At 65.7% G+C, this 22,156-nt stretch carries 17 protein-coding genes; 1 reads left to right on the plus strand and 16 read right to left on the minus strand.

Features of this window, described 5'->3' with window-relative positions; translation table 11 throughout:
* Positions 1-1,010: 1,010 nt before the first annotated feature.
* The 4 genes from tal to NFX52_RS15615 are packed head-to-tail and all read right to left on the minus strand — an operon-like array spanning position 1,011 to position 6,355.
* On the minus strand, positions 1,011-1,958 hold the full coding sequence (tal, locus tag NFX52_RS15600; protein ID WP_207402196.1) for a transaldolase: 948 nt from the start codon (positions 1,956-1,958) through the stop codon (positions 1,011-1,013).
* Positions 1,959-1,965: 7 nt separating this feature from the next.
* Positions 1,966-3,048: an ABC transporter ATP-binding protein gene (locus NFX52_RS15605; RefSeq protein ID WP_055394304.1), complete on the minus strand. Its 1,083-nt coding sequence runs from the start codon at positions 3,046-3,048 to the stop codon at positions 1,966-1,968.
* Positions 3,049-3,076: 28 nt separating this feature from the next.
* The gene (locus NFX52_RS15610; protein ID WP_377807270.1) at positions 3,077-5,323 is read right to left on the minus strand and encodes an ABC transporter permease; all 2,247 of its coding nucleotides are present in this window, start codon (positions 5,321-5,323) and stop codon (positions 3,077-3,079) included.
* Between the two features lie 3 nt (positions 5,324-5,326).
* Positions 5,327-6,355, minus strand: a complete 1,029-nt coding sequence (locus NFX52_RS15615) for an ABC transporter substrate-binding protein (protein ID WP_156358581.1) — start codon at positions 6,353-6,355, stop codon at positions 5,327-5,329.
* A gap of 229 nt (positions 6,356-6,584) precedes the next feature.
* Between NFX52_RS15615 and NFX52_RS15620 the strand changes: the two genes are divergently transcribed.
* Positions 6,585-7,430: a MurR/RpiR family transcriptional regulator gene (locus NFX52_RS15620; protein ID WP_055394300.1), complete on the plus strand. Its 846-nt coding sequence runs from the start codon at positions 6,585-6,587 to the stop codon at positions 7,428-7,430.
* A gap of 39 nt (positions 7,431-7,469) precedes the next feature.
* Here NFX52_RS15620 and NFX52_RS15625 read toward each other — a convergent pair whose 3' ends face one another.
* The 12 genes from NFX52_RS15625 to NFX52_RS15680 form a co-directional block, all read right to left on the minus strand.
* Positions 7,470-8,453, minus strand: a complete 984-nt coding sequence (locus NFX52_RS15625; RefSeq protein WP_055394298.1) for a tripartite tricarboxylate transporter substrate binding protein — start codon at positions 8,451-8,453, stop codon at positions 7,470-7,472.
* 125 nt (positions 8,454-8,578) lie between these two features.
* Complete coding sequence (locus NFX52_RS15630; RefSeq protein WP_055394296.1) at positions 8,579-9,511, minus strand: electron transfer flavoprotein subunit alpha/FixB family protein; 933 nt, start codon at positions 9,509-9,511, stop codon at positions 8,579-8,581.
* Positions 9,512-10,261 carry an electron transfer flavoprotein subunit beta/FixA family protein gene (locus NFX52_RS15635; RefSeq protein ID WP_121507084.1) on the minus strand — a complete coding sequence of 250 codons (750 nt, stop codon included), beginning with the start codon at positions 10,259-10,261 and terminating at the stop codon, positions 9,512-9,514.
* 32 nt (positions 10,262-10,293) lie between these two features.
* A complete protein-coding gene (locus NFX52_RS15640) occupies positions 10,294-11,886 on the minus strand; it encodes a class I adenylate-forming enzyme family protein (RefSeq protein ID WP_055398522.1) in 1,593 nt (530 codons plus the stop codon).
* An 8-nt stretch (positions 11,887-11,894) separates the two neighbouring features.
* On the minus strand, positions 11,895-12,908 hold the full coding sequence (locus tag NFX52_RS15645; RefSeq protein WP_252635716.1) for a Bug family tripartite tricarboxylate transporter substrate binding protein: 1,014 nt from the start codon (positions 12,906-12,908) through the stop codon (positions 11,895-11,897).
* 185 nt (positions 12,909-13,093) lie between these two features.
* Positions 13,094-14,101, minus strand: coding sequence for a Bug family tripartite tricarboxylate transporter substrate binding protein (locus tag NFX52_RS15650; RefSeq protein ID WP_055398524.1), 1,008 nt, complete (start codon positions 14,099-14,101; stop codon positions 13,094-13,096).
* Between the two features lie 77 nt (positions 14,102-14,178).
* Positions 14,179-15,426: a CaiB/BaiF CoA transferase family protein gene (locus NFX52_RS15655; RefSeq protein WP_055398525.1), complete on the minus strand. Its 1,248-nt coding sequence runs from the start codon at positions 15,424-15,426 to the stop codon at positions 14,179-14,181.
* Positions 15,423-16,259 (minus strand): oxepin-CoA hydrolase, alternative type, encoded by an 837-nt coding sequence (locus NFX52_RS15660; protein WP_055398554.1) that lies wholly within the window; start codon positions 16,257-16,259, stop codon positions 15,423-15,425. Before NFX52_RS15660 ends, NFX52_RS15655 begins: the two co-directional genes overlap by 4 nt.
* A 4-nt stretch (positions 16,260-16,263) precedes the next feature.
* Positions 16,264-17,397: an acyl-CoA dehydrogenase family protein gene (locus tag NFX52_RS15665; RefSeq protein WP_055398555.1), complete on the minus strand. Its 1,134-nt coding sequence runs from the start codon at positions 17,395-17,397 to the stop codon at positions 16,264-16,266.
* A 10-nt stretch (positions 17,398-17,407) separates the two neighbouring features.
* Complete coding sequence (locus NFX52_RS15670; RefSeq protein ID WP_055398526.1) at positions 17,408-18,604, minus strand: acyl-CoA dehydrogenase family protein; 1,197 nt, start codon at positions 18,602-18,604, stop codon at positions 17,408-17,410.
* A gap of 43 nt (positions 18,605-18,647) precedes the next feature.
* On the minus strand, positions 18,648-19,823 hold the full coding sequence (locus tag NFX52_RS15675) for an acetyl-CoA C-acyltransferase (protein WP_055398527.1): 1,176 nt from the start codon (positions 19,821-19,823) through the stop codon (positions 18,648-18,650).
* A 103-nt stretch (positions 19,824-19,926) separates the two neighbouring features.
* Positions 19,927-22,053: a 3-hydroxyacyl-CoA dehydrogenase NAD-binding domain-containing protein gene (locus NFX52_RS15680; protein WP_055398528.1), complete on the minus strand. Its 2,127-nt coding sequence runs from the start codon at positions 22,051-22,053 to the stop codon at positions 19,927-19,929.
* Positions 22,054-22,156: the final 103 nt, after the last annotated feature.

Here is a 22,156-nt window from a genome sequence, read left to right on the forward strand (position 1 = left end):
GGTGGGGATGCGGCTGCCTGCGGGGTAAATTGTTGGTTTTTTGGGGTCTGGCGCTTGACCTACAAGCGCGAGCAGCTACTTTTTTCATAGCACTTTGCATTTGCCATTCGGGCTGAGCCTCTCGAAGCAAGGGCACGCTCGTTCTCTGGTCTGTGCGGCGTGCTTAGTTTGAGGGTGGAGGCCGGGTTGTCGCCCCGGCGGGCGAGTCCCTTTCTTTCGCGTCGCAGAAAGAAAGGAACCAAAGAAAGGGCGACCCTACTGTCTGCGACCCCTTCGCTGCGCTACGGGGCAACCTGGGGTGCTCGGTCACGGGGTGCACCGCAGAACTCGCTGCGCGCCTTTGGCGCTCCGCTCGGACAACTGCGGTGAGTCAGTTCACGAAGCATGTGTGTCCTTCGGCACACATGCCACCCCGCGCCCTGCGCGCCCCAGGCGCATCCAGAAGGGAACCCAACGGACAGCCATCCGGGCCATCGCTTTGCTCGGCCCCATCTCGCGGGCGCAAGCGCCGCGCGCTGCGCAGGCGGGGCCGAGCGCAGCAATGGCCCGTGTGGCTATTCGGCTGTTGGATGTTCGGATGCCCAACCCCCTGCTGGCTGCGCCTGCGTCGGGGCGGTTGCGGGGTGAGCATGGGCGTCGGAGCGCCCATGCCTCGTTAACTGACTCGCCGTGGTTGTCCGAGCGGCGCGCGCCAGCGCAAAGCGAGTTCCACGGCGCACCCCGCAACCACCCCGACGCAGGTTGCCCCGTAGCGAAGCGCAGGGGTCGCAGACCGGGGGTCGCCTTTCTTTTGGGTACTTTTCTTTGGCGAAGCAAAGAACAAGTACCTCGCCCGCCGGGGCGACAACCCGGCCTCCGCCCTCAACCCCAGCATGCTTTTGAAACCAGCGCGCCAAGGCTTCGACAAGCTCAGCCCGAACGGTATGGGGCAAACTGCGTAGCTATAAAACAATAGCGGCTAGCGCTTGCTACACAAGCGCTAGCTGCCAAAACCACCAAAAACTCCGACCTCAAGCCGCCAGAATCAGCTTCTCCAGCTTCACAGCATCCACCGCAAACGCCCGGATCCCCTCAGCCAGCTTCTCGGTGGCCATCGCATCCTCATTCAGCGCAAACCGGAACCCCGCCTCGTCATAGTTCACCGCAGGCAAGTCCATGCCCTTGGCAGCCTCCGCATCCAGGGCCCGCTGCAACGGTGCATCACTCGCCGCCAGCTGCGCCAACAGCTCGGGCGCAATGGTCAGCAGGTCGCACCCAGCCAGCGCCGTGATCTGGCCCACGTTGCGGAAGCTTGCACCCATCACCTCGGTGGCAATGCCAAAACGCTTGTAGTGGTTGTAGATCTGCGTGACCGACTGAACGCCCGGGTCGTTGGCCCCGGCACGCGCAGCCTCGTCCCAGCTCGCGCCCGCCTGCTTCTTGTACCAGTCGTAAATGCGGCCCACAAACGGGGAAATCAGCTGCACCTTGGCCTGGCCGCAAGCCACGGCCTGGGCGAACGAGAACAGCAGCGTGAGGTTGGTATGGATGCCCTTGCGCTCCAGCTGCTCGGCGGCCTTGATGCCTTCCCACGTGGCGGCGATCTTGATGAGCACGCGGTCGATGTGAATGCCTTCGGCCTGGTACAGCTCGATGATGCGCTCGGCGCGCGTGACGGTGGCGCTGGTGTCAAAGCTCAGGCGTGCATCCACTTCGGTGGAGACGCGGCCGGGCACGTGGGTCAGGATTTCGCAACCAAAACGCACCAGCAGGCGGTCGATCACCTCGTCCATGGCGCGCCCTTGCCATTGGGCGACGGTGTCCTTGAGCAGCGGCGCGTATTCGGGCTTTTGCACCGCCTTGAGAATCAGCGAAGGGTTGGTCGTGGCGTCCTGCGGACGGAACTGGGCCAGTTGCAGAAAGTCGCCAGTGTCGGCAACCACGGTGGTGAACTGTTTGAGGGCGTCGAGTTGGTTCATGGCGCCATTATTCCGCATCACGTTGGGCACCTTCGGTACTACCAACCACCGATACGCCGTGGGCACCCAGGCTCAGCTGCACCACATCACCCACGGCCAGCACATCGTCCAGGTCGGACGACACCACGAAGATGTGGCCGAGCGTGGTGTCAAAGGTGTATTCGTGCACCGCGCCCAGATAGGCCCGCTTGTCCAGCCGGGCGGGCAGCAGGCCCGCGCCCTGGCGGTGAATGCGCCAGGCTTCCGGCCGCACCGCCACCTTCACCGGGCCGCTCTTCACCGCCATGCGGGGGCGCAGCACCAGCGGGCCGAGTGCCACCGTGCCGTCCGCGTCGGCCACGGCCGGGAACAGCATGGCCTCACCCATGAAGCCCGCGACGAACTCGCTGTGCGGGGTTTCGTACAGCGCGCGCGGCGAGCCCTTCTGCGCAATCAGGCCCTGGTTCATCACGATGATCTGGTCGCTCACGGCCATGGCCTCGGCTTGGTCGTGTGTGACGTAAGCCACGGTGAGCGACAGGCGCTGCTGCAGTGCGCGAATCTCTTCGCGCATCTCACGGCGCAGGCGGGCGTCGAGGTTGGACAAAGGCTCGTCGAACAGCAGCACCTCGGGCTCCAGCACCAGCGCGCGGGCCAGCGCCACACGCTGCTGCTGCCCGCCCGAGAGTTCACTGGGCAGGCGGTCGTCATAGCCCACCAGGCCCACGCCGCGCAGCGCCTCCACGGCCTTGGTGCGCGCCTGCTCCTTGGGCTGGCCTGACATGCGCAGGCCGTACATCACGTTCTCCACCACGTTCATGTGCGGGAACAGCGCGTAGCTCTGGAACATCATGCTCACGTTGCGCTGCGCGGGGCCCAGCGTGGTCACGTTCTTGCCGGCAATGAAGATCTCGCCCGAGGTGGGCGATTCGAGCCCCGCAATCATGCGCAGCGTGGTCGTCTTGCCGCAGCCCGACGGGCCGAGAATGGTGGTGAGCGTGCCACGCGGCACCTCAAAGCTGATACCCTTGACGGCGAGGGCCGCGCTGCTGTCGGCGCCGTAGCGCTTGGTGATGTTGCGGAACACGATGCCCGCGTCGTTGTGGTTCATGGCGTTTCTTCTTTTTCTGCAAGAGTGTTCAGTGCGCGGCGGGGGCTGCCCCACGGCGACCCAGCTTGCGGTCGCCAACGAGCAGCTGGATCAGACCGATGAAGGCCGACATGAGGATGATGAGCACCGTGCAGTACGCCAGCGCCACGCCATAGTCGCCATTGCCCACGCGGCCGATGATGTAAGTCGTCGCGAGTTCGTTTTCGGCCGTGACCAGAAAGATCACCGCACTCACGGTGGTGATGGCGCGCACAAAGCTGTAGACCAGCGCCGCCACCAGCGCAGGCTTGAGCAGCGGCAGCACCACATGGCGCAGCGTCTGCACACTGCCTGCGCGCAGCATGACGGACGCTTCATCCAGCGACCGGTCCAGCTGCTTGAACGCCGCCGTGCCCGCCCGCACGCCCACCGGCAGATTGCGGAACATGAAGCACAGCACGATGATGAGCGCCGTGCCTGTCAGCTCGAACGGTGGAACGTTGAAGGCCAGGATGTAGCTCACGCCCAGCACCGTGCCCGGGATGGCGAAGGCCAGCAGCGCTGCAAACTCGAACGCGCCCTGCCCCCGGAACTCGGTGCGCGCCAGCAGCCACGCAATGCCGATGCCCAGCGTGGCCGTGAGCGGCGCCGAGATGGCCGCGAGCTTGAGCGTGGTGAAGAACGAGTTCCACGCGGTGCCCGCCCACACCACACCAAATTCGCCCCACTCCACACTGAACGCCGTGCGAAAGTGCGCCAGCGTGATGGTGTAGTCGCGCCCCCAGGTCTGCACAAAACCGCCCGCCAGCGCAAACAGGTAGACGATGAGGGTGAAGGCCATCCAGGGCAGCGCGATGGAATGCACCACGCGGCGCACACCGGTGGGCAGCGGCATGGCAATGCCCGCATCGCCCTTGCCCGATACGGTGGTGAAGTTCTGCTTGCCCAGCAGCCCGCGCTGGATGGCAAATACGGTGAGCGCAAAGAACGTGAGGATCCAGGCCAGCGACGCGGCACGCCCCTGGTCATACTGCGCACCGACGATGGCAAAGAAGATTTCGGTCGAGAGCACCGAGAACTGCCCGCCCACCACGATGGGATTGCCGAAGTCCGCCATGCTTTCGATGAAGCCCACCAAAAACGCGTTGGCCAGGCCGGGCTTGAGCAGCGGCAGGGTCACGGTCATGAAAGTGCGGTGCGGGCTGGCGCGCAGGGTTTGTGCGGCCTCTTCCAGGCTGGGCGCCACGCCCTGCACCACGCCGCGCATGATCATGAAGGCGATGGGCGTGAACGCAAAGGTCTGCGCCACCCAGATGCCCAGCCAGCCGTAGAACCAGCGCGTGGGTGTGATGCCGAACGCGTACTCCAGAAACTGGTTGAACACCCCGGCACGGCCAAACAGCAGGATGAGCCCCAGGCCCACCACAAACGGTGGCGTGATGATGGGCAGCAGCGCCACGATGTTCAGCGGCCGCGCATAGCGGCGCGACGCGCGCTCGGCCATCAGCGCCATGAAAGTGCCCAGCAGCGTGGTGCTGGTGGCGGTCATCAGCCCCAGGAACAGCGTGTTCCAGGCCACGCCGCAGCGCTGGCCACCCGCCAGGCACGAGAGACCAAAGTTGCGCTCGTGCGCAATGCGCTCCCACACCACGGCGAGCGAGAACGGGCCATCCTCCAGAAAAAACGCAGCCGACAACGCCTTGAGCACCGGGAACACGATGAACAGCGCGAGCAGGCTTCCACAGCCCACCACCGCAGCCGCTACGAACAGATCGCCTTTGAAAAATCCTCGCCGTGCCACGCCGAACGACAGCAGCACCAGCAGTGCTGACAACACCACAAACCCGCCCCAGCCCATGCCGGGCTGGCGCGCACCCAGCTCGCCCAGGCTGGTGTTCATCCACTCAAAGGCCCAGCCTCGTGCGCCAATCGCAAAGCCACTGAGCAACAAGGCCACAAGCCCCAGCGCGCCCCCCGCCGCAAGCACGGCGCCCTGCTTGCGTCCCGCAGGCAGGCAGGCGCCCAGCCCCGCCACGGCCAGACCGGCCAGGCCTAGCCAGAGCCAGGGCCGACCAAACAATGCCGCCTGCATGAGCCCGTTGGCCGCCTGTTCGCCGCTGAAAACCTGGCCCACCTCGAGCAGGCCATTGGCATCCTGCTGCGCATACCAGGGGAACACGAGATAACCCAGCACGCCCACGACCAGCCAGACCCACAAGGGCCGGTTGACCGAGGCGCTGGGTGCTGTGGTTCGGAGGGTTGCGTGCGCCGCCGCTGCTGCTGCCGACACCACCACCCCTTAGCGCGCCGCGTTCTGCACGTCTTTTTCCCAGCGCGCAATCAGGCGGCGACGCTCGGCGCTGGCGCCGTATTTGGCGTAGTCGTAGTTGATGAGCTTCATCTTGGAAGGGTCGGTCATGCGCGGGTCCTTGGGCACCTGCGTGTTGCTGGGCAGCTGGAACTGCTTGGCCGCCAGGCCAAACTGCTGGCCGCCGGGCGTGAGTGCCCATTCGTAGAACTTCTTGGCGGCCTCGGTGTTGGGGCCGTTCTTGACGATGCTCATGGAGCCCACCTCGGCGCCCGTGCCTTCCGAAGGCGTGACCGAGCCCACGGGGAAGCCATTGACCGCCTCAGTGGTCACGTCGTGCACGAAGCTCACCGACACCGTGGTCTCGCCCCGGGCGGCCGCCTTGACGGGCGCCGTGCCCGAGCGGGTGTAGGTGCTGATGTTGGGGTGCAGGGCCTTGAGGTATTCAAACGCCTTTTCCTCGCCCATGATCTGCACCAGCGTAGCGATCATGGTGTAGGCCGTGCCACTCGATGCCGGGTTGGCCATCTGCACCTCGCCCTTGAACTCGGGCTTGAGCAGGTCGGCCCACGACTGCGGGGGGTTGAGCTTGCGCTTGGCCAGCAGCTCCTTGTTGTAGCCAAAGCCCAGCGGGCCCAGGTACACGCCCACCGTGCGGTACTTGGAATCCGCCGCCTGCTTTTGCGCCCAGGGGTACAGCTGCGGCAACTGGGGCGATTTGTATTCGAGCGTGAGGCCCTGCTCGGCCGCCTGCAGGTGCGGGTCGCCTGTGCCGCCAAACCAGATGTCGGTCTTGGGGTTGGCGCGCTCGGCGTTGAGCTGCGCCAGTGCCTCGCCTGAGCCCTTGGCCGTCATGTTGACCTTGGTGCCGGTGGTCTTGGCGTACACGGTGGACATCAGGTTGCACCACTCGGCCTGCACCGAGCAGATGATGTTGACCTGGCCCTGGGCCCAGCTGCCCGACGCAACAGCCACCAGGGCCGCACCGGCCAGAAGTTTTGTCAGCAAAGGTTTGCGCATGGGTGTCTCCTCAGTATCTGGATAACGTGATTAACGCGATGCAAGGATGCTAGTCCTGCAGGCAGACCAGGGTCAGGGGGGAAACTCCCAGACCGGGTGCAAGCAGGTTGAAAGGCAGGGATGGAGCCCTCCCCGCCGCCTTGGGAACCAAGTTACATTAAGAATGGTTCCCGCAAACCTGTTCGAAGGCCTCACCTGAGCAGCCCGCGCTGCACACCCTGACTGAGACATGCTCGACCGCATCACCGCCTCCCTGCCCTCCCTGGCCCCCGCCGAACAGCGCGTTGCCCGGCTGGTGCTGACCGACCCACGCACTTTTGCACGCCTGCCCGTGCGTGAACTGGCCGAACGCGCGCACGTGAGCAAGCCCACGGTGGTGCGCTTTTGCCGCAGCATGGGGTATGACGGACTGGCAGATTTCAAGCTCAAGCTGGCAGGCAGTGTGAGCGAAGGCGTGCCCTTCATCCACCGCAGCGTGGACGCCGACGACAAGACCGGCGACGTGCTCGTGAAGGTGGTGGACAACGCCGTGGCGGCCTTTTTGCAATACCGCAATGCCGCCAGCACCGTGGCGCTGGAGCGTGCGGCCGAGGCGATTGCAGCCACCTGGAAAACCGGCAAACGCATCGAGTTCTACGGCGTGGGCAACTCGGGCATCGTGGCACAGGACGCGCAGCACAAGTTCTTCCGTCTGGGCGTCACGTCCATTGCCACCAGCGACGGCCACATGCAGGTGATGAGCGCGACCCTGCTCGGCCCGGGCGATTGCGCGGTGATCATCTCCAACTCGGGCCGCACCCGCGATTTGATGGACGCCGCCGACATCGCCCGCAAGAACGGCGCCACCACCATCGCCATCACCGCCAGCGGCTCGCCCCTGGCCAGCACCTGCCAGATCCACCTGGCCGCCGACCACCCCGAGGGCTACGACCGCTACAGCCCCATGGTGTCGCGGCTGATGCACCTGCTCATCATCGACGTGCTGGCCACCTGCGTGGCGCTGCGCATTGGCAGTTCGCTGCAGCCGATCCTGCAGCAGATGAAAGAGAACCTGCGGGCCAAGCGCTACGCGTGATGGTGGGCCGTAGCGGTCAGGCCCCGAGTGTCGCGGAGATCAGTCCAGCGTCACGCCCGCGTTCTTGATCACCTTGCCCCATTTCACCGTTTCGGCCTCGATGAAGGCATCGCAGGCCTCAGGCGTGGTGCCTTCGGGGAAGGTGCCCATGGCTTCGAGCTTGGCCTTGATTTCCTCGCTCTGGATGATGGCGTTGACGGCGTCCGACATGCGCTTGACGATGTCGCGCGGCGTGCCGGCCGGGGCAATCATGCTCGCCCAGGTGCTGCCCACCAGGCCGGGAATACCTTGCTCGATGAATGTGGGCACATCGGGCACGGCGGGCAGTCGCTTTTCGCCCGAGACACCGATCAGCTGCACGCGGCCCGACTTGCCGGCCTGGATAAGGCCCGTGGGGGCATCAAAGAACAACTGGATCTGGCCGCCCAGGAGGTCGGTGAACGCCGGTGCCGCGCCCCGGTAGGGAATGTGCAGCATGTACGTCTGCGTCAGCGCCTTCATCAGCTCGCTGGTCAGGTGCGCGGCCGAGCCCGTGCCCGACGAACCGAAGCTGATCTTGCCGGGATTGGCCTTGGCGTAGGCCACCAGTTCCTTCGTGTTCTTGAACGGCGCGTTGTTGGGCACGGCCGCCAGCAGCGGCGAGACACCCATGAGCGACACACCAACGAGGTCCTTGCGCGGGTTGTACGGCAGCTTGGGGTACAGGCTGGTGTTGGCCGCATAGGCCGCAATCACCACGCCGAAGGTGTGCCCGTCCGGCGCCGCCTTGGCTACCGCATCCACGCCGATGATACTGTTGGCGCCCGCCCTGTTCTCAATGACGATGGGCTGGCCCAGCGCCTTTTGCAGGCCCACCTGCAGCAGGCGCGCCATTTGGTCGGTAAAGCCGCCCGCCGTGTAGGGCACGATGATCTTGATCGGCTTGCTCGGCCAGGCCGTTTGTGCCAGCGCGGGCAGGGCCGCACTGGCCAGCGCTGCGCCAGCGGCTTGCACGACACGGCGGCGGGAAAGGGAAGCGTTCATGGTCTTGTCTCCTTGGATTTTTTAGTAAAAACAGGCTGCAGCGCTTGCCAATCAAGCGAAAACAGCTATGTTTTCAATAGCACCCGAATCGCGGTGCCGGATGCCTTGCTCCGTATGCGCTGTTCTTACAGCGCCTTCACCAGCTCCGGCACGGCCGTGAACAGATCCGCCTCCAGCCCATAGTCGGCCACGCTGAAGATCGACGCCTCAGGGTCCTTGTTGATCGCCACGATCACCTTGGAGTCCTTCATGCCCGCCAAGTGCTGGATGGCGCCCGAGATACCCGCTGCGATGTACAGCTGCGGCGCCACGATCTTGCCGGTCTGGCCCACTTGCCAGTCGTTGGGCGCGTAGCCTGCGTCCACTGCGGCCCGGCTGGCACCCAAAGCGGCGCCCAGCTTGTCGGCCAGCGGCGTCATCACTTCGTCGAACTTTTCCTTGCTGCCGAGGGCTCGGCCACCGGAGACGATGATCTTGGCGGCCGTGAGTTCGGGGCGGTCGCTCTTGGCGATTTCGCTGCCCATGAAGCTGCTCTTGCCAGCGTCTGCGGTGGCTGCGGCGGTTTCAACGGCTGCGGAACCGCCCGTGGCGGCTGCGGCGTCAAAGCCCGTGGCGCGCACGGTGATGACCTTTACGCTGTCGGCGCTTTGCACGGTGGCAATGGCGTTGCCGGCGTAGATGGGGCGCTCGAAGGTGTCGGCAGAAATCACCTTGGTGATGTCGCTGACCTGCGCCACGTCCAGCTTGGCGGCCACGCGGGGGGCCACGTTGCGGCCGCTGGCGGTGGCCGGGAACAGGATGTGGCTGTAGTTGCCTGCGATGGCGAGCACTTGCGCGGCCACGTTCTCGGCCAGGCCGTGTTCCAGGCCAGGGGCGTCTGCGTGGATGACCTTGGCGACACCGGCGATCTGGGCGGCTGCGGCGGCGGCTGCACCGGCGTTGTGGCCGGCCACCAGCACGTGCACATCGCCGCCGCAGGCCACAGCGGCCGTCACGGTGTTCAGCGTGGCGCCCTTGATGGACGCGTTGTTGTGTTCAGCAATAACGAGTACCGACATTTAGATCACCTTCGCTTCGTTCTTGAGTTTTTCAACGAGTGCCGCTACGTCGGCCACCTTGATGCCAGCACCGCGCTTGGCGGGCTCGGTCACCTTCAGGGTCTTCAGGCGCGGAGCCACGTCCACGCCGAGGTCTTCGGGCTTGACGGTATCGAGCTGCTTTTTCTTGGCCTTCATGATGTTGGGCAAGGTGACGTAGCGGGGCTCGTTCAGGCGCAGGTCGGTGGTAATGACCGCTGGCAGCGACAGCTGCAGGGTTTCCAGGCCGCCGTCCACTTCACGCGTCACGCTGACCTTGTCGGCCGACAGTTCAACCTTGTTGGCGAACGTGGCCTGGGGCAGGTCGGCCAGGGCCGCGAGCATCTGGCCGGTCTGGTTGGCGTCGTCGTCGATGGCTTGTTTGCCCAGGATGATGAGACCGGGCTGCTCTTTGTCCACCAGGGCCTTGAGGATCTTGGCAACGGCCAGGGGCTGCAGCTCGACGTCGGTCTCGACCAGGATGGCGCGGTCGGCACCGATGGCCATGGCAGTGCGCAGGGTTTCCTGGCACTGGGCCACGCCGCAGGAGACTGCGATGACTTCGGTCACCAGGCCTTTTTCTTTCAGGCGCACGGCCTCTTCAACGGCGATTTCGTCAAAGGGGTTCATGCTCATCTTCACGTTGGCGATGTCCACACCCGTGTTGTCCGATTTGACGCGGACCTTCACGTTGTAGTCCACCACGCGTTTGACGGGAACGAGAACTTTCATGGTTGGGTCTTTCTGAAAAAACAGGGAATCGGTCACTGTGACAGTGTGCGGTGCAGGTCGCGCAATTCGCGCTTGAGCACCTTGCCAATCGCGCTGCGCGGCAGCTCGTCGATGAAATGCAGCGCGGCCAGCCGCTGCGTCTTGCCCGCGCGGGCGTTGTACCAGCCCATGATCTGGGCGGCATCGTCGGGGGCGCCGGGCCGGCGGCACACAAAGGCCACCGGTGTCTCGCCCCACTGTTCAGAGGGCACACCGGTCACGGCCACGTCCTCCACGGCCGGGTGCTTGCGCAACTCGGCTTCGAGGTCGCTGGGGTAGATGTTGAAGCCGCCGCTGATCACCATGTCCTTGCGGCGGTCCAGCAGGGTCAGAAAGCCCTGCGCGTCGAACCGCCCCACATCTCCGGTGCGGATGAAGCGCTTGCCGGTGGCGTCAAACCATTCGGCCTCGCGCGTCTTGTCGGGCTGGCGGTGGTAGCCGGTCATCATGCCGGGCGAATGGCCCACCACCTCGCCCGTGGCGCCGGGCGGCAGTTCGTTGCCGTCTTCGTCGATCAGGCGGATGTCGCTGGTGGACGCGGGCTGGCCCACCGTATGCAGCTTGTCGGGGTGATCGTGCGCGGCCAGGATGCAGGTGCCGCCGCCCTCGGTCATGCCGTAGAACTCGAACAGCGCGCCCGGCCAGCGGGCCAGGATGTCGGCCTTGAGCTCTGCCAGAAAGGGTGCACTGGTGCAGAACTTGGCACGAAACGACGACAGGTCGAACGCGCCAAACTGCGGCAGCGCCATGATGCGCTGGTACTGCACGGGAACCAGCATGGAGTGCGTTGCGCGAATGTCCTGCGCGACCTGCAGGTAGCGCAGCGCATCGAACTTCGGCATCAGGCGTACGCTGCCGCCCCAGCACAGGCCGGGGAAGAACGACACCAGTGTGGTGTTGGAGTACAGCGGCGTGGCCAGCAGCGTGGCGCTATCAGGCCCGTAGCCCTGCGCAAGGCCGCGCACCAGGTGCGCCCAGCGCATGCCGTGTGACTGCACGATGCCCTTGGGGTTGCCGGTGGTGCCTGATGAATAAATGATGTTGAACGGGTGCTCTGGCCCCACCTCCACCGACTGCGGCACCGCGCCTTCGGGTGCGATCCATTCGCCCCACGGCGTGCCCCCGCCGGTGCCGTCCAGCGCCACCAAGGGCAGCGCATTGGGGCCTGCGGTCAGCGCGGGCGGCATGGCCGCCCTGCCCTGCGCGTCGGCAAACAGCAAGCGTGCCTGGGCATCATTGAGCATCGATGCCATGGCGTCTGGCGTGACCGATGGCGCGAGCGGCGCCACCACCACACCAGCGCGCAGCGCGCCCAGGTACACAGCGGCGTAGCGCACGGACGATGCGGCACACACGGCCACCACGTCGCCCGCCTGCAGGCCGCCCTGCTGCAACGATGCCGCCACGCGGTCTACCAGCGCGTCCAGCGCCGCCCAGTGCAGCGCGGTGTCGTCGTCGGTCAGCGCGCTGGCATGGGGGCGCAGCTGCGCGTTTTCGCGCAGCAGGTCAGAGACCAGCCGGAACGGCGGGAAAGGAGCGACAGCGACGGAAGCGGCGGAAGGAGCGGGAATGGCGGTGCTGGTCATGGCACAACTTACTCGAAGATGATGCCCTTGTCGCTGATCACTTTGCCCCACTTGGTGTAGTCGCCCATCACGCGCTTGGCCATCTGGTCGGGGGACTGGTAGTTGGCAATGGCACCGGCGTTGAGCAGTTTGTCCTGCACCTCCTTGTCGGCAAGGATGGCCTTGACCTCCTTGCTGATGCGATCAACCACCTCTTTGGGCGTGTCGGGCGGGGCCATCAGGCCGCCCCACGACACGGCATCAAAGCCCTTGAAGCCTTGCTCGGCAATGGTGGGCACATTGGGGATCACGCTCACGCGCTGCGGCGAGCCCACGGCAATGGCGCGCAGCTTGCCGGTCTGGATGTGAGGCAACGCCGCCACCAGGTCGGCATACATCATGGGCACCTGGCCACCCAGCGTGTCGGTGATGGCGGGCACGCCGCCCCTGTAGGGGATGTGCTCCATCTCGAACTGGCCCAGCTGCTTGAGCAGTTCCATGCTCAGGTGACCAAAGCTGCCCACGCCCGAGGAGGTGTAGTTGAGCCGGCCTGGCTGCGCCTTGGCGTGGGTGATGAGCTTCTGGAGGTCGGTCACCGAGGGCATCTGCGCCGGGTTGACCACTACCACGATGGGCAAGTCGTACACGGTGGCCACCGACATCAAGTCCTTGGTGGTGTCGTAGCCGGCCTTCTTGTACAGGTGCGGCGCCAGCAGCGTGGGCGTGGCCAGCATCATCAGCGTGTAGCCGTCGCCGGGGGTCTTGGCGATCTGCTGCGCGGCAATCGAGCCCGAGGCACCCGCGCGGTTTTCCACCACCACGGGTTGCTTCAGGCGCTCCGCCAGCTTCTGGCCCACGATGCGCGAAGCGGTGTCGGTCGGGCCGCCCGGCGGGAAGGGCACAACCAGCTTGATGGGTTTGTTGGGCCAGGCCTGGGCGTGCGCCGGGGCCGTGCTCAGCAGGCCCATGGCCGACACTGCAGCAGCCGCGGACAGCACCGCGCGACGGGAGAAATCAGCAGGGAAAAGGGATGGTTTGTTCATAACGAAAACGTCTTGTCTTTCAGTGATCTGGAGCGCTCCGTAGGCCCACGCCGTCCGAAACTGGCACGGCCGAAGCGAGAGCAGCCGCGCAAGGGCCGCCCCGCCGCGCCGGCTGCGTCCCCCTGCCCGCAACGCGCAGCGTTGCGAGAGCGGGGGTGAAGCCGCAAAGCGGCTCAGGGGGGGTGCTAGTCAAGCCGTGCGCCAGAAACCTTGACCACACGCTCCCACACAGGCGCGTCCTTCTTGAACTGGGCGCTGAACTGCTCTGGGCTGCTGCCGACGGGGATGAAGCCCATCTGCTGGATGCGCTCGCGCACCTCGGGCAGCGCAATCACTGCCTGCAGCTCGCGGCCCAGGCGGGCCACGACCTCCGGCGGGGTGTTGGCCGGGGCGCTCATGCCCAACCAGCCTGTCACCTGGAACACCTCGTCCTTGATGCCCTGCTCGGCCATGGTGGCCAGCTTGGGAAGCGCATCCATGCGCTGGGTGCCCGTCACGGCCAGCGGCTTGAGGCGGCCGGAATCAATGTACGGCCGGGCCGACTGCAGGCTGGCAAATGCCATTTGCAACTGCCCGCCCACCAGGTCCTGCAGCATGGGCGCCTCGCCCCTGTAGGCCACATGATTCATGTCGGCCTTGTGCTTGTCGGACAGCCAGGCGCCAGCCAGGTGGGCATACGAGCCCATGCCCCACGAGCCGTAGGCGACCTTGCCCTTGTTGCGGTCGATATAGCTCATCAGCTCGGCCGCGGTGGACACCGGCAGCTGCGGATGCACCAGCAGCACCACCGGAGCCAGGGCGATCTGCGTGATGAGGGCCTGGTCCTTTTGCGGCTGGTACGGCAGGCGCTCGTACAGGTATTGGTTGATCAGCATGGTGGTACCCAGCGACACCAGCAGCGTGTAGCCGTCGGCCGGTGACTTGAGCGCCTGGTCGGTGCCGGTCACACCGCCAGCGCCGCCACGGTTGTCTACCAACACGGGCTGGCCCAGGCGGGCCGATAGCTTCTCGCCCAGCGTGCGGGCGGTGATGTCGGTGGCGCCACCGGCCTGGTAGGGCACGATCAGCTTGATGGGCTTGCTGGGCCAGGCATCTTTGCCCGACTGGGCCAGTGCGGAACCCAGCAGGCCGGTGCTGGCCAAGGCGGCCAAGCCCTGCAGGACGCGGCGGCGGTGAATGCGGGTGATGTTCATGTTTGTCTCCTGGTTGAGGTTGAAATTTGCTCTAGCGCTTACCTAACAAGCGATTGAAGCTATTATTTTTATAGTATTTAGAGCGATGGAAGCGTGAGCACGCCCTTGTCGCGCAGGGCTTCAAGCTCTGCCTCGGGCAGCTGCAGCAGTTGCTGCAGCACCTCCCGCGTGGCGGCGCCCAGCGTGGGCGGGGCGTTGCGGATGGGCAGGCGCTGCCCATCGAGTCGATAAGGCGGCGCGAACACATGCGTAGTGCCCGCCACGGGGTGGGGCATTTCCTGCAGCAGGGCGCCGCGGCGCGTACGCTCGCTGGTCAGCGCCTCGTGCAGGCCGGCCACCCTGCCGCAAGGGATGCCAGCAGCGGTCAGGCGTTCGAGCAGCACATCACGCGGGAAGCTGGCAATCAACGCCTTCATCTCGGGCAGCAGGATCAGTCGATTGCGGGCACGCTCGACATTGGTGGCAAAACGGGGGTCTTCCACGATATCCGGGCGCATCACCACCTGACGGCAGAACTTGTCGAACTGGCTGTTGTTGCCCACGGCGATGATGAGCGGACCATCCTGCGCCTCGAACATGCCATAGGGCACGATGGACGGGTGGGCGTTGCCGTAGCGCTGCGGGTCGTGGCCCAGCAGCATGGCGTCCAGGCCGTAGTAGCCGGTGATCATCAGGCCGCAGTCGTACAGCGCCATTTCGATGTGGCGGCCCTTGCCCGTAGTGCTGCGGCGAAACAGCGCGGCCAGCACGGCCTGCGCCGCGTACATACCGGTCATCATGTCCACGGCAGCCACGCCGAACTTCAGCGGTGGCTGGCTGGCCTCGCCGTTCAGCGCCATCAGCCCGGCCTCGCCTTGAATCACCAGGTCGTAGCCGGGTCGCTTGGCCTCGGGGCCGGAGCTGTCGTAGCCCGCCACCGAGCAGTAGATGAGGTCGGGCTTGATGGCCTTGAGCTGCTCGTAGCCCAGGCCCAGCTTCTCGGCACCACCGGTCTTGAAGTTCTGGACTACCACGTCGCACTGCGGCAGCAGGTCGCGGATGATCTTCACGCCTTCGGGCGTCTGCAAATCCACCGTGATGGACCGCTTGTTGCGGTTCATGCTGTTGTAGTAGGTGGTCTCGGTCTTGCCGATGCGCATGCCCCAGTCGCGGGTGTCGTCGCCCCGGCCGGGGTGCTCCACCTTGATGACGTCAGCGCCAAAGTCGGCCAGCACCTGGCCGCACAGCGGCCCGGCAAACACGCGCGAGAGGTCGAGCACGCGCACGCCGTCGAGCGGGAAGTCCATGCCCTCGGGCAGCGGGGGTGTCGGTGTTGTAGTGGTCATTTCGTAGTGTCGGGTTGGGTAGCGGCAGTGGCAGGAGCCTGGCGCAAGCGTGCGAAATCGGCCGGGCGCTTTTCCAGAAACGCAGCGATGCCTTCGCGGGATTCTTCGGTGGCCTGTGACAGCACCATCAGCTGTGCCTCCAGCTCCAGCTGGTCAGCCAGCGGCTGCACATAGGCGCTGCGGCACAGGGCCTTGATGTTCGCCATCGCGGTGTCAGGCCCGGTGGCAACTTGCGCAGCCAGGGCCACGGCCTGGGCGAGTGTCTCGCCCGGCTCGGCCAGGCGGTTGACGGGGCCGAGCGCATGCAGCCGCTCACCCGAGATGCGTTCGCCCGTGAGGCACAGCTCGGTCAACACCTGGCGCGAGACGAACTCGGCCAGGAAGGCGGTAGCACCGCCGTCGGGCGTGAGACCCACCTTCACATACGCGACCGAAAACACGGCGTTACGCGCAGCCACCAGCATGTCGCAGGCCAGCGCCAACGACAGGCCGGCGCCCGCCGCAGCGCCCTCCACCGCGGCAATGACCGGCTTGCGGCAATCGCGCACGGTGCGGATCAGGTCGTGCAGGCCTTCGAGCTTGGCACGGCGCTCTTCCAAGGGCAGCTCGCGCCGCTTGGCCAACTGGCGCAGGTCGCCGCCCGCGCAAAAGTGCCCGCCTTCACCCGTGAGCACGATGGCGCCCACGGTGGGGTCGGCCTCGGCCTGTGCCAGTGCCTCGGTCAGCGCCGCATAGAAGGCGGGCGACAGCGCATTGCGCGCGGCAGGGTTGTTGTTGGAGAGCACGAGCACCGCGCCCTCACAGCGTTGCAGCAGAGGCTGTGGCTGCTCCATGGCTTCAGCTCCGGCCCAGCGCAATGAAGCGCGCCAGGTGGTGGTCTTCATCGCCAAACTGGTGATCAACCATGACCAGGCGCTTGGCGTAGTGCGACAGCGGCAGCTCCCACGTCATGCCAATGCCGCCGTGCAGCTGGATGCTTTCCTCCGCCACCAACGCTCCGATGCGGCCCATCGTGACCTTGGCGGCGGACAGCGCACGCTCGCGCTCGGTGCGGTCGGTGCTATCCATCGCGGCCGCTGCGTTGATGACGGCAGAGCGCGCCTGCTCCACTTCCAGCAGCAGGTCGGCCATGCGGTGCTGCAGGGCCTGAAAGCTGCCAATGGGCACACCAAACTGCTTGCGCGTTTGCAGGTATTCCAGCGTGTGCTTCTTGGCCACATCCATGGCACCTAGCGCTTCGGCACACACGGCCAGAATGCCCCAGCCCACGGCCTGCTCCAACGTGGCAAGGCCCTGCCCCTCCGTGCCCAGTAGCGCGCCTGCGCCCACCTGCACGTTTTGCAAGGTGACTTCGGCCACACGGCCACCGTCGATGCGGCCCATGCCACGACGGCTCAAGCCTGCCGCATCAGCGGGCACCAGGAACAGCGAGATGCCGTCTTCATCGACCACAGCGCCCGCTGTGCGGGCACTGACCAGCAGCATCTGCGCCTGGTCGCCATGCAGCACCACGGCCTTGTGGCCGGTGAGTTGCCAGCCATCGCCACTGCGCACGGCGCGGGTGGTCACGCGGTTCAATGCGTAATGTGCGCCAGGCTCCTCATGCGCCAGCGCGGCCACGGTGCTGCCGTCGATGATGCTGGCGATGTGTTCCTTTTGCGCTGCGCTGCCCGCCAGGCCCAATGCCCGGCCCACCATGAGTGCACCCACAAACGGCTCGGCCACCAAGCCTGCGCCCAGGGCTTCAAACACCACGGCCACGTCGAAGCCTGCGCCGCCAAAGCCGCCGTCGGCTTCGGGGAAGAGCGCGCCAACCGCGCCCAGTTCGGCAAAGCGGCTCCACAGCGCCGCGTCCATGCCGCTGTCGCCGTAGGCGATGTGGTTGCGCGTCTCGACCCCGTACTGCTCGGCCACAAAACGGTTCAGGGTGTCCGCCAGCATGCGGCGGTCTTCGGTATGTTCAAAGTTCATCGCGGCAACCTCACAGGCCAAGGATCATCTTGGAGATGATGTTCTTCTGGATTTCATTGGAGCCGCCAAAGATCGACAGCTTGCGGTAGTTGAAGTAGTTGGCGGCTGCCGTCGCGGCCTCCTTCGGGCCCACGGGTTCTTCGGCATAGCCTTCGTACTGCGCTTCTTCGATGAACGGCAGCGCGTACGGGCCCACAGCGCGGCGGATGAGCGACAGGATTTCCTGGCGGATCTCGGTGCCACGGATCTTGAGCATGGAGCTTTCCGCCCCCGGCACGCCGCCACCGGCCACGGCGGCAATCACACGCAGGTTGGTGGTCTTCATGTTCTCCAGGTCAATCTCGACCTGGGCCATGCGGGCGGCGAACAGCGGGTCCTGGTCCAGCGGCTGGCCGTTCTTCATCACCTTGGCGGCCACCACCTTGAGCTTGGCCAGTGCGGCGATGCAAAAGCCCACGCCTGCAATGCCGGTGCGCTCGTAGGTCAGCAGGTACTTGGCATACGTCCAGCCCTTGTTTTCCTCGCCCACCAGGTTTTCCACGGGCACCTTCACGTCGGTGAAGAAGACTTCGTTGACTTCCTTGTCGCCGTCCAGCGTGCGGATGGGGCGCAGCTCCACGCCGGGCGATTTCATGTCCACCAGCAAGAAGCTGATGCCCGATTGGGCCTTGGCTTCGCGGTCGGTGCGCACCAGGCAGAAGATCATGTTGGCGTGCTGGCCCTGGGTGGTCCAGGTCTTCTGACCGTTGACGATGTAGTGGTCGCCCTGGCGCACCGCCGTGGTCTTCACGGAAGCCAGGTCCGAGCCCGCGCCGGGTTCGGAGTAGCCCTGGCACCACCAGTCCTCGCCGCTCAGGATGCGCGGCAGCCAGTATTTCTTCTGCGCCTCGTTGCCAAACTTGATGAGCACTGGGCCCAGCATGTTCACACCAAAGGGCACGATGCGCGGGCCACCGGCCAGAGCGCATTCGGTGTCGAAAATGAACTTCTCGACCGCACCCCAGCCGGGGCCACCGTATTCCTGGGGCCAGTGGTTGGCCAGCCAGCCGCGCTCGTTCAGGATGGCGTGCCACTCGTCCTGGTCAGCCTTGGTCAGGCGCTGCCCGGCCTTGACCTTGGTGGCGATGCGTTCGGGCAGCTTGGCTTTCAAGAAAGCCTGCACCTCGGCGCGGAAGGCTTCCTCTTGGGGGGTGAAATTCAGGTCCATATCGGGTCGCTTGCAGTTCAGAGTTCGGTGGTGTGGCGCACGGTCAGAAGATTTCGAAGAGGCCTGCAGCGCCCATGCCACCGGCAATGCACATCGTCACCACGCCGTACTTGGCCTTGCGGCGGCGGCCTTCGAGCAGCAGGTGGCCCACCAGGCGCGCGCCGGTCATGCCGAAGGGGTGCCCAATGGCGATGGCCCCGCCGTTCACGTTCAGCCGCTCGGACGGAATGCCCAGGCGGCGCTGGCAGTACAGGGCCTGCGAGGCAAAGGCTTCGTTCATCTCCCACAGGTCAATGTCCTGCACCGTGAGGCCGTGGCGCGCCAGCAGCTTGGGCACGGCAAACACGGGGCCAATGCCCATTTCGTCGGGCTCGCAACCGGCCACCGCAAAGCCACGGAACGCGCCCAGGGGCTGCAGGCCCCGGCGCTCAGCCTCCTTGGCTTCCATCAGCACGCAGGCGCTGGAGCCGTCGGAGAGCTGCGAGGCATTGCCTGCGGTGATGAACTGGCCCGGGCCCTTCACCGGCTCCAGCTTGGCCAGGCCTTCGAGCGTGGTGCTCGCACGGTTGCAGTTGTCGTGCGTGGCCGTCACTTCGCGGTACGTGACCTCACCGGTCTCCTTGTTCTTTTCCATCATGCGCGTGGTGCAGGGCACGATCTCGTCGGCGAACACGCCGCCTTGCTGTGCGGCGGCGGTGCGTTGCTGGCTTTGCAGCGAGAACAGGTCCTGGTCTTCGCGGCTGATGCCGTAGCGGTGGGCCACGATGTCGGCGGTATCGATCATGGCCATGTAGAGGTCGGGCTTGTGCTCTTGCAGCCAGGGGTCGATGTCTGCCGGGTTGCCTGCGCGGATGGCCGAGATGCTTTCCACCCCACCGGCCACCATGGCGGGTACGCCCTCGGCCACGATGCGGCCTGCGGCAATCGCCACCGACTGCAGACCCGATGCGCAAAACCGGCTGGCCACCATGCCCGCCACCGACAGCGGCAAGCCGGCGCGCAGTGCCGTCTGACGACCAATGTTCTTACCCGTGATGCCCTCGGGGTAGCCGCAGCCCATCACCAGGTCTTCGATCAGCTCGGGGTCGATGCCCGAGCGCTCGACCGCCGCCTTGACGGAAAAGGCCGCCAGCTGCGGGCCGGGCGTGGCGTTGAACTCGCCCCGGTGCGACTTGGTCAGCGGGGTGCGGGCGGTGGAAACGATGACGGCTTCACGCATGATTTGCTCCTGATTTAATAGCTGCTTGCGCTTATTAATCAAGCGCTAGAGGCCAAAATGATTTGAATTTGATGAATCTGAAAAATCGAATCGCGAGGCGGGCTCAGCTCTTTTCAGCCTGGTTCAGGCTGTCAAAGTTGCGCCCTGCCCGCACCAGTTGCACCAGCAAAGGCGAGAGCTTCCAAAACAGCGGGTCTTCCTTGGCAAAGGCCTCGATGTCGGCCAGCACCTTGTCCAGCCCCGTCATGTCGGCCCACTTCATGGGGCCGCCACGGTGGCGCGGAAAGCCGTAGCCTGCGACAAAGGTCACATCCACATCCAGCGGGCGCAGGGCAATGCCCTCGTGCACCACATTGGCCCCTTCGTTGACCATGGCGGCCATGTAGCGGCGCATGATCTCGTCGGCGCTGAAGCTGCGGGGCGTGACGCCTTTCTTGGCGCGCTCGGCATCCACTATGGCCAGCACTTCCGGGTCGGGCTGGCCCGTGCGGGCACCGTCGGGGTACAGGTAGAACCCGCGCCCGGTCTTCTGACCAAACCAGCCGCGTTCGCAGATGCGGTCGGCAATCTCCACGTACCGGGCCTTGGGGTCGCGTGTGGCAGCGCGGCGCTTGCGGGTGGCCCAGCCAATGTCTCCACCGGCCAGGTCCGTCACCTGGAACGGGCCCATGGCAAAACCAAAGCCGCGCACGGCAGCGTCGATCTCGTAGGGGCTTGCGCCGTCTTCCAGCAGGTAGTCAGCGGCCTGCTTGTACACGGCCAGGATGCGGTTGCCGATGAAGCCGTCGCACACACCGGCGCGCACAGGCACCTTTTTGAGCTTCTTGGCCAGCTCAAACGCCGTGGCCACCACATCGGGCGCCACCTTGGCGGGCACCACGATCTCCAGCAGCTTCATGATGTTGGCGGGGCTGAAGAAGTGCAGGCCGATCACATCCTGCGGGCGGCCGGTGGCAGCGGCAATGGCGTCGATGTCGAGGTAGGAGGTGTTGGTGGCCAGCACGGCACCGGGCTTGCACACGCGGTCCAGCTCGCGGAACACGGCCTTCTTGACTTCGATGTCTTCAAACACGGCCTCGATCACCAGGTCCACCTGGGCGATGTCGGCGTAGTCGGTGCTGCCGGTGTAGCGCGCCATCACGGCGGCCTGGGCAGCTTCAGTCATGCGGCCCTTGGCCACCAGGGCGTTGTAAACCTTCTCGACATTGGCGCGGCCACGGGCGATGGACTCGGCGTCGCGCTCGATCATGGTCACCGGCAAGCCGGCATCGAGGGCTGCCACTGCAATGCCCGCGCCCATGGTGCCGCCGCCGATGACGGCAATGCTGGCCACGGGGCGCGGCTGTGCGGCCTGTGCTTCGGGCACCTTGACGACCTCGCGTTCGGCAAAAAAGGCGTGGATGAGACCGGCGCGCTGCGGGCTGTCCAGGCACTCCATGAACAGCGCACGCTCGCGGGCCATGCCTTCGTCAAACGGCAGTTGCAGCGCAGCATGCACGCATTCGATGATCTTGAGGGGCGAGAACAGGCCGCGCGACTTTTTGGCGGTCTCGGCCTTCTGTTCGTCCAGCCAGGCCAGCGCAGCCTGCGGCTCGGCAATGGCCAGGTCACGCGTGCGGCGCACGGGGGCGTTGGCAGCCAGCAGTTCGCGCAAGTAGGCCAGGCCTGCGGCCAGCGGGTCGGTGCCTTCCACCAGCTTGTCCACCAGCCCGGCCTGCAGTGCGGCCTGTGCCTTGAGGGGCTGGCCGCTGAGCATGAGGGTGGTGGCGGCCTGCACGCCCATCAAGCGCGGGGCGCGCTGGGTGCCTCCCGAGCCGGGCAGCAGGCCCAGGTTCACCTCGGGCAGGCCCAGCGTAGCGGCAGGCAATGCCAGGCGGTAATGGGCTGACAGAGCCACTTCGAGACCGCCGCCCAGCGCCGCACCGTGCAGCACGGCCACCACGGGCTTGTTCAGGTTTTCGATGGCGCGGCAGACCTCGGGCAGGATGGGGGCAACCGGTGGCTTGCCGAATTCGCGGATATCCGCCCCGGCAATGAAGGCCTTGCCAGCGCCCACCAGCAGCACGGCCGCCACTGCGGCGTCGGCCTGCGCCTGCTGCATGGCGGCCAACAGGCCCTGGCGCACGGCGGCGCCCAGGGCGTTGACGGGTGGGTTGTCGATGGTGACGACAAGCACATCGCCCTGCAGCGCGGTGGTGACAACGGAAGATGCGGGAATGGCGGCGCCCATGCTGGAAAGTCTCCTGGTCGATGGCTATTGACTGCCTGTGAATGACTCGGTGATTGTTGATGCGTGAAGTTATCTTGACAATTACATAGCCTGTTGACAGACT

Origin of the sequence: Acidovorax facilis (assembly GCF_023913775.1) — a bacterium.
Lineage (GTDB): Bacteria > Pseudomonadota > Gammaproteobacteria > Burkholderiales > Burkholderiaceae_C > Acidovorax > Acidovorax facilis.

Bases quoted from the DNA above. Each gene is read 5' to 3' on its own strand.
- tal (WP_207402196.1), bottom strand. From the start codon at position 1,958: ATGAACCAACTCGACGCCCTCAAACAGTTCACCACCGTGGTTGCCGAC.
- NFX52_RS15605 (WP_055394304.1), bottom strand. From the start codon at position 3,048: ATGAACCACAACGACGCGGGCATCGTGTTCCGCAACATCACCAAGCGC.
- NFX52_RS15615 (WP_156358581.1), bottom strand. From the start codon at position 6,355: ATGCGCAAACCTTTGCTGACAAAACTTCTGGCCGGTGCGGCCCTGGTG.
- NFX52_RS15620 (WP_055394300.1), top strand. From the start codon at position 6,585: ATGCTCGACCGCATCACCGCCTCCCTGCCCTCCCTGGCCCCCGCCGAA.
- NFX52_RS15625 (WP_055394298.1), bottom strand. From the start codon at position 8,453: ATGAACGCTTCCCTTTCCCGCCGCCGTGTCGTGCAAGCCGCTGGCGCA.
- NFX52_RS15630 (WP_055394296.1), bottom strand. From the start codon at position 9,511: ATGTCGGTACTCGTTATTGCTGAACACAACAACGCGTCCATCAAGGGC.
- NFX52_RS15635 (WP_121507084.1), bottom strand. From the start codon at position 10,261: ATGAAAGTTCTCGTTCCCGTCAAACGCGTGGTGGACTACAACGTGAAG.
- NFX52_RS15640 (WP_055398522.1), bottom strand. From the start codon at position 11,886: ATGACCAGCACCGCCATTCCCGCTCCTTCCGCCGCTTCCGTCGCTGTC.
- NFX52_RS15645 (WP_252635716.1), bottom strand. From the start codon at position 12,908: ATGAACAAACCATCCCTTTTCCCTGCTGATTTCTCCCGTCGCGCGGTG.
- NFX52_RS15650 (WP_055398524.1), bottom strand. From the start codon at position 14,101: ATGAACATCACCCGCATTCACCGCCGCCGCGTCCTGCAGGGCTTGGCC.
- NFX52_RS15655 (WP_055398525.1), bottom strand. From the start codon at position 15,426: ATGACCACTACAACACCGACACCCCCGCTGCCCGAGGGCATGGACTTC.
- NFX52_RS15660 (WP_055398554.1), bottom strand. From the start codon at position 16,259: ATGGAGCAGCCACAGCCTCTGCTGCAACGCTGTGAGGGCGCGGTGCTC.
- NFX52_RS15665 (WP_055398555.1), bottom strand. From the start codon at position 17,397: ATGAACTTTGAACATACCGAAGACCGCCGCATGCTGGCGGACACCCTG.
- NFX52_RS15670 (WP_055398526.1), bottom strand. From the start codon at position 18,604: ATGGACCTGAATTTCACCCCCCAAGAGGAAGCCTTCCGCGCCGAGGTG.
- NFX52_RS15675 (WP_055398527.1), bottom strand. From the start codon at position 19,823: ATGCGTGAAGCCGTCATCGTTTCCACCGCCCGCACCCCGCTGACCAAG.
- NFX52_RS15680 (WP_055398528.1), bottom strand. From the start codon at position 22,053: ATGGGCGCCGCCATTCCCGCATCTTCCGTTGTCACCACCGCGCTGCAG.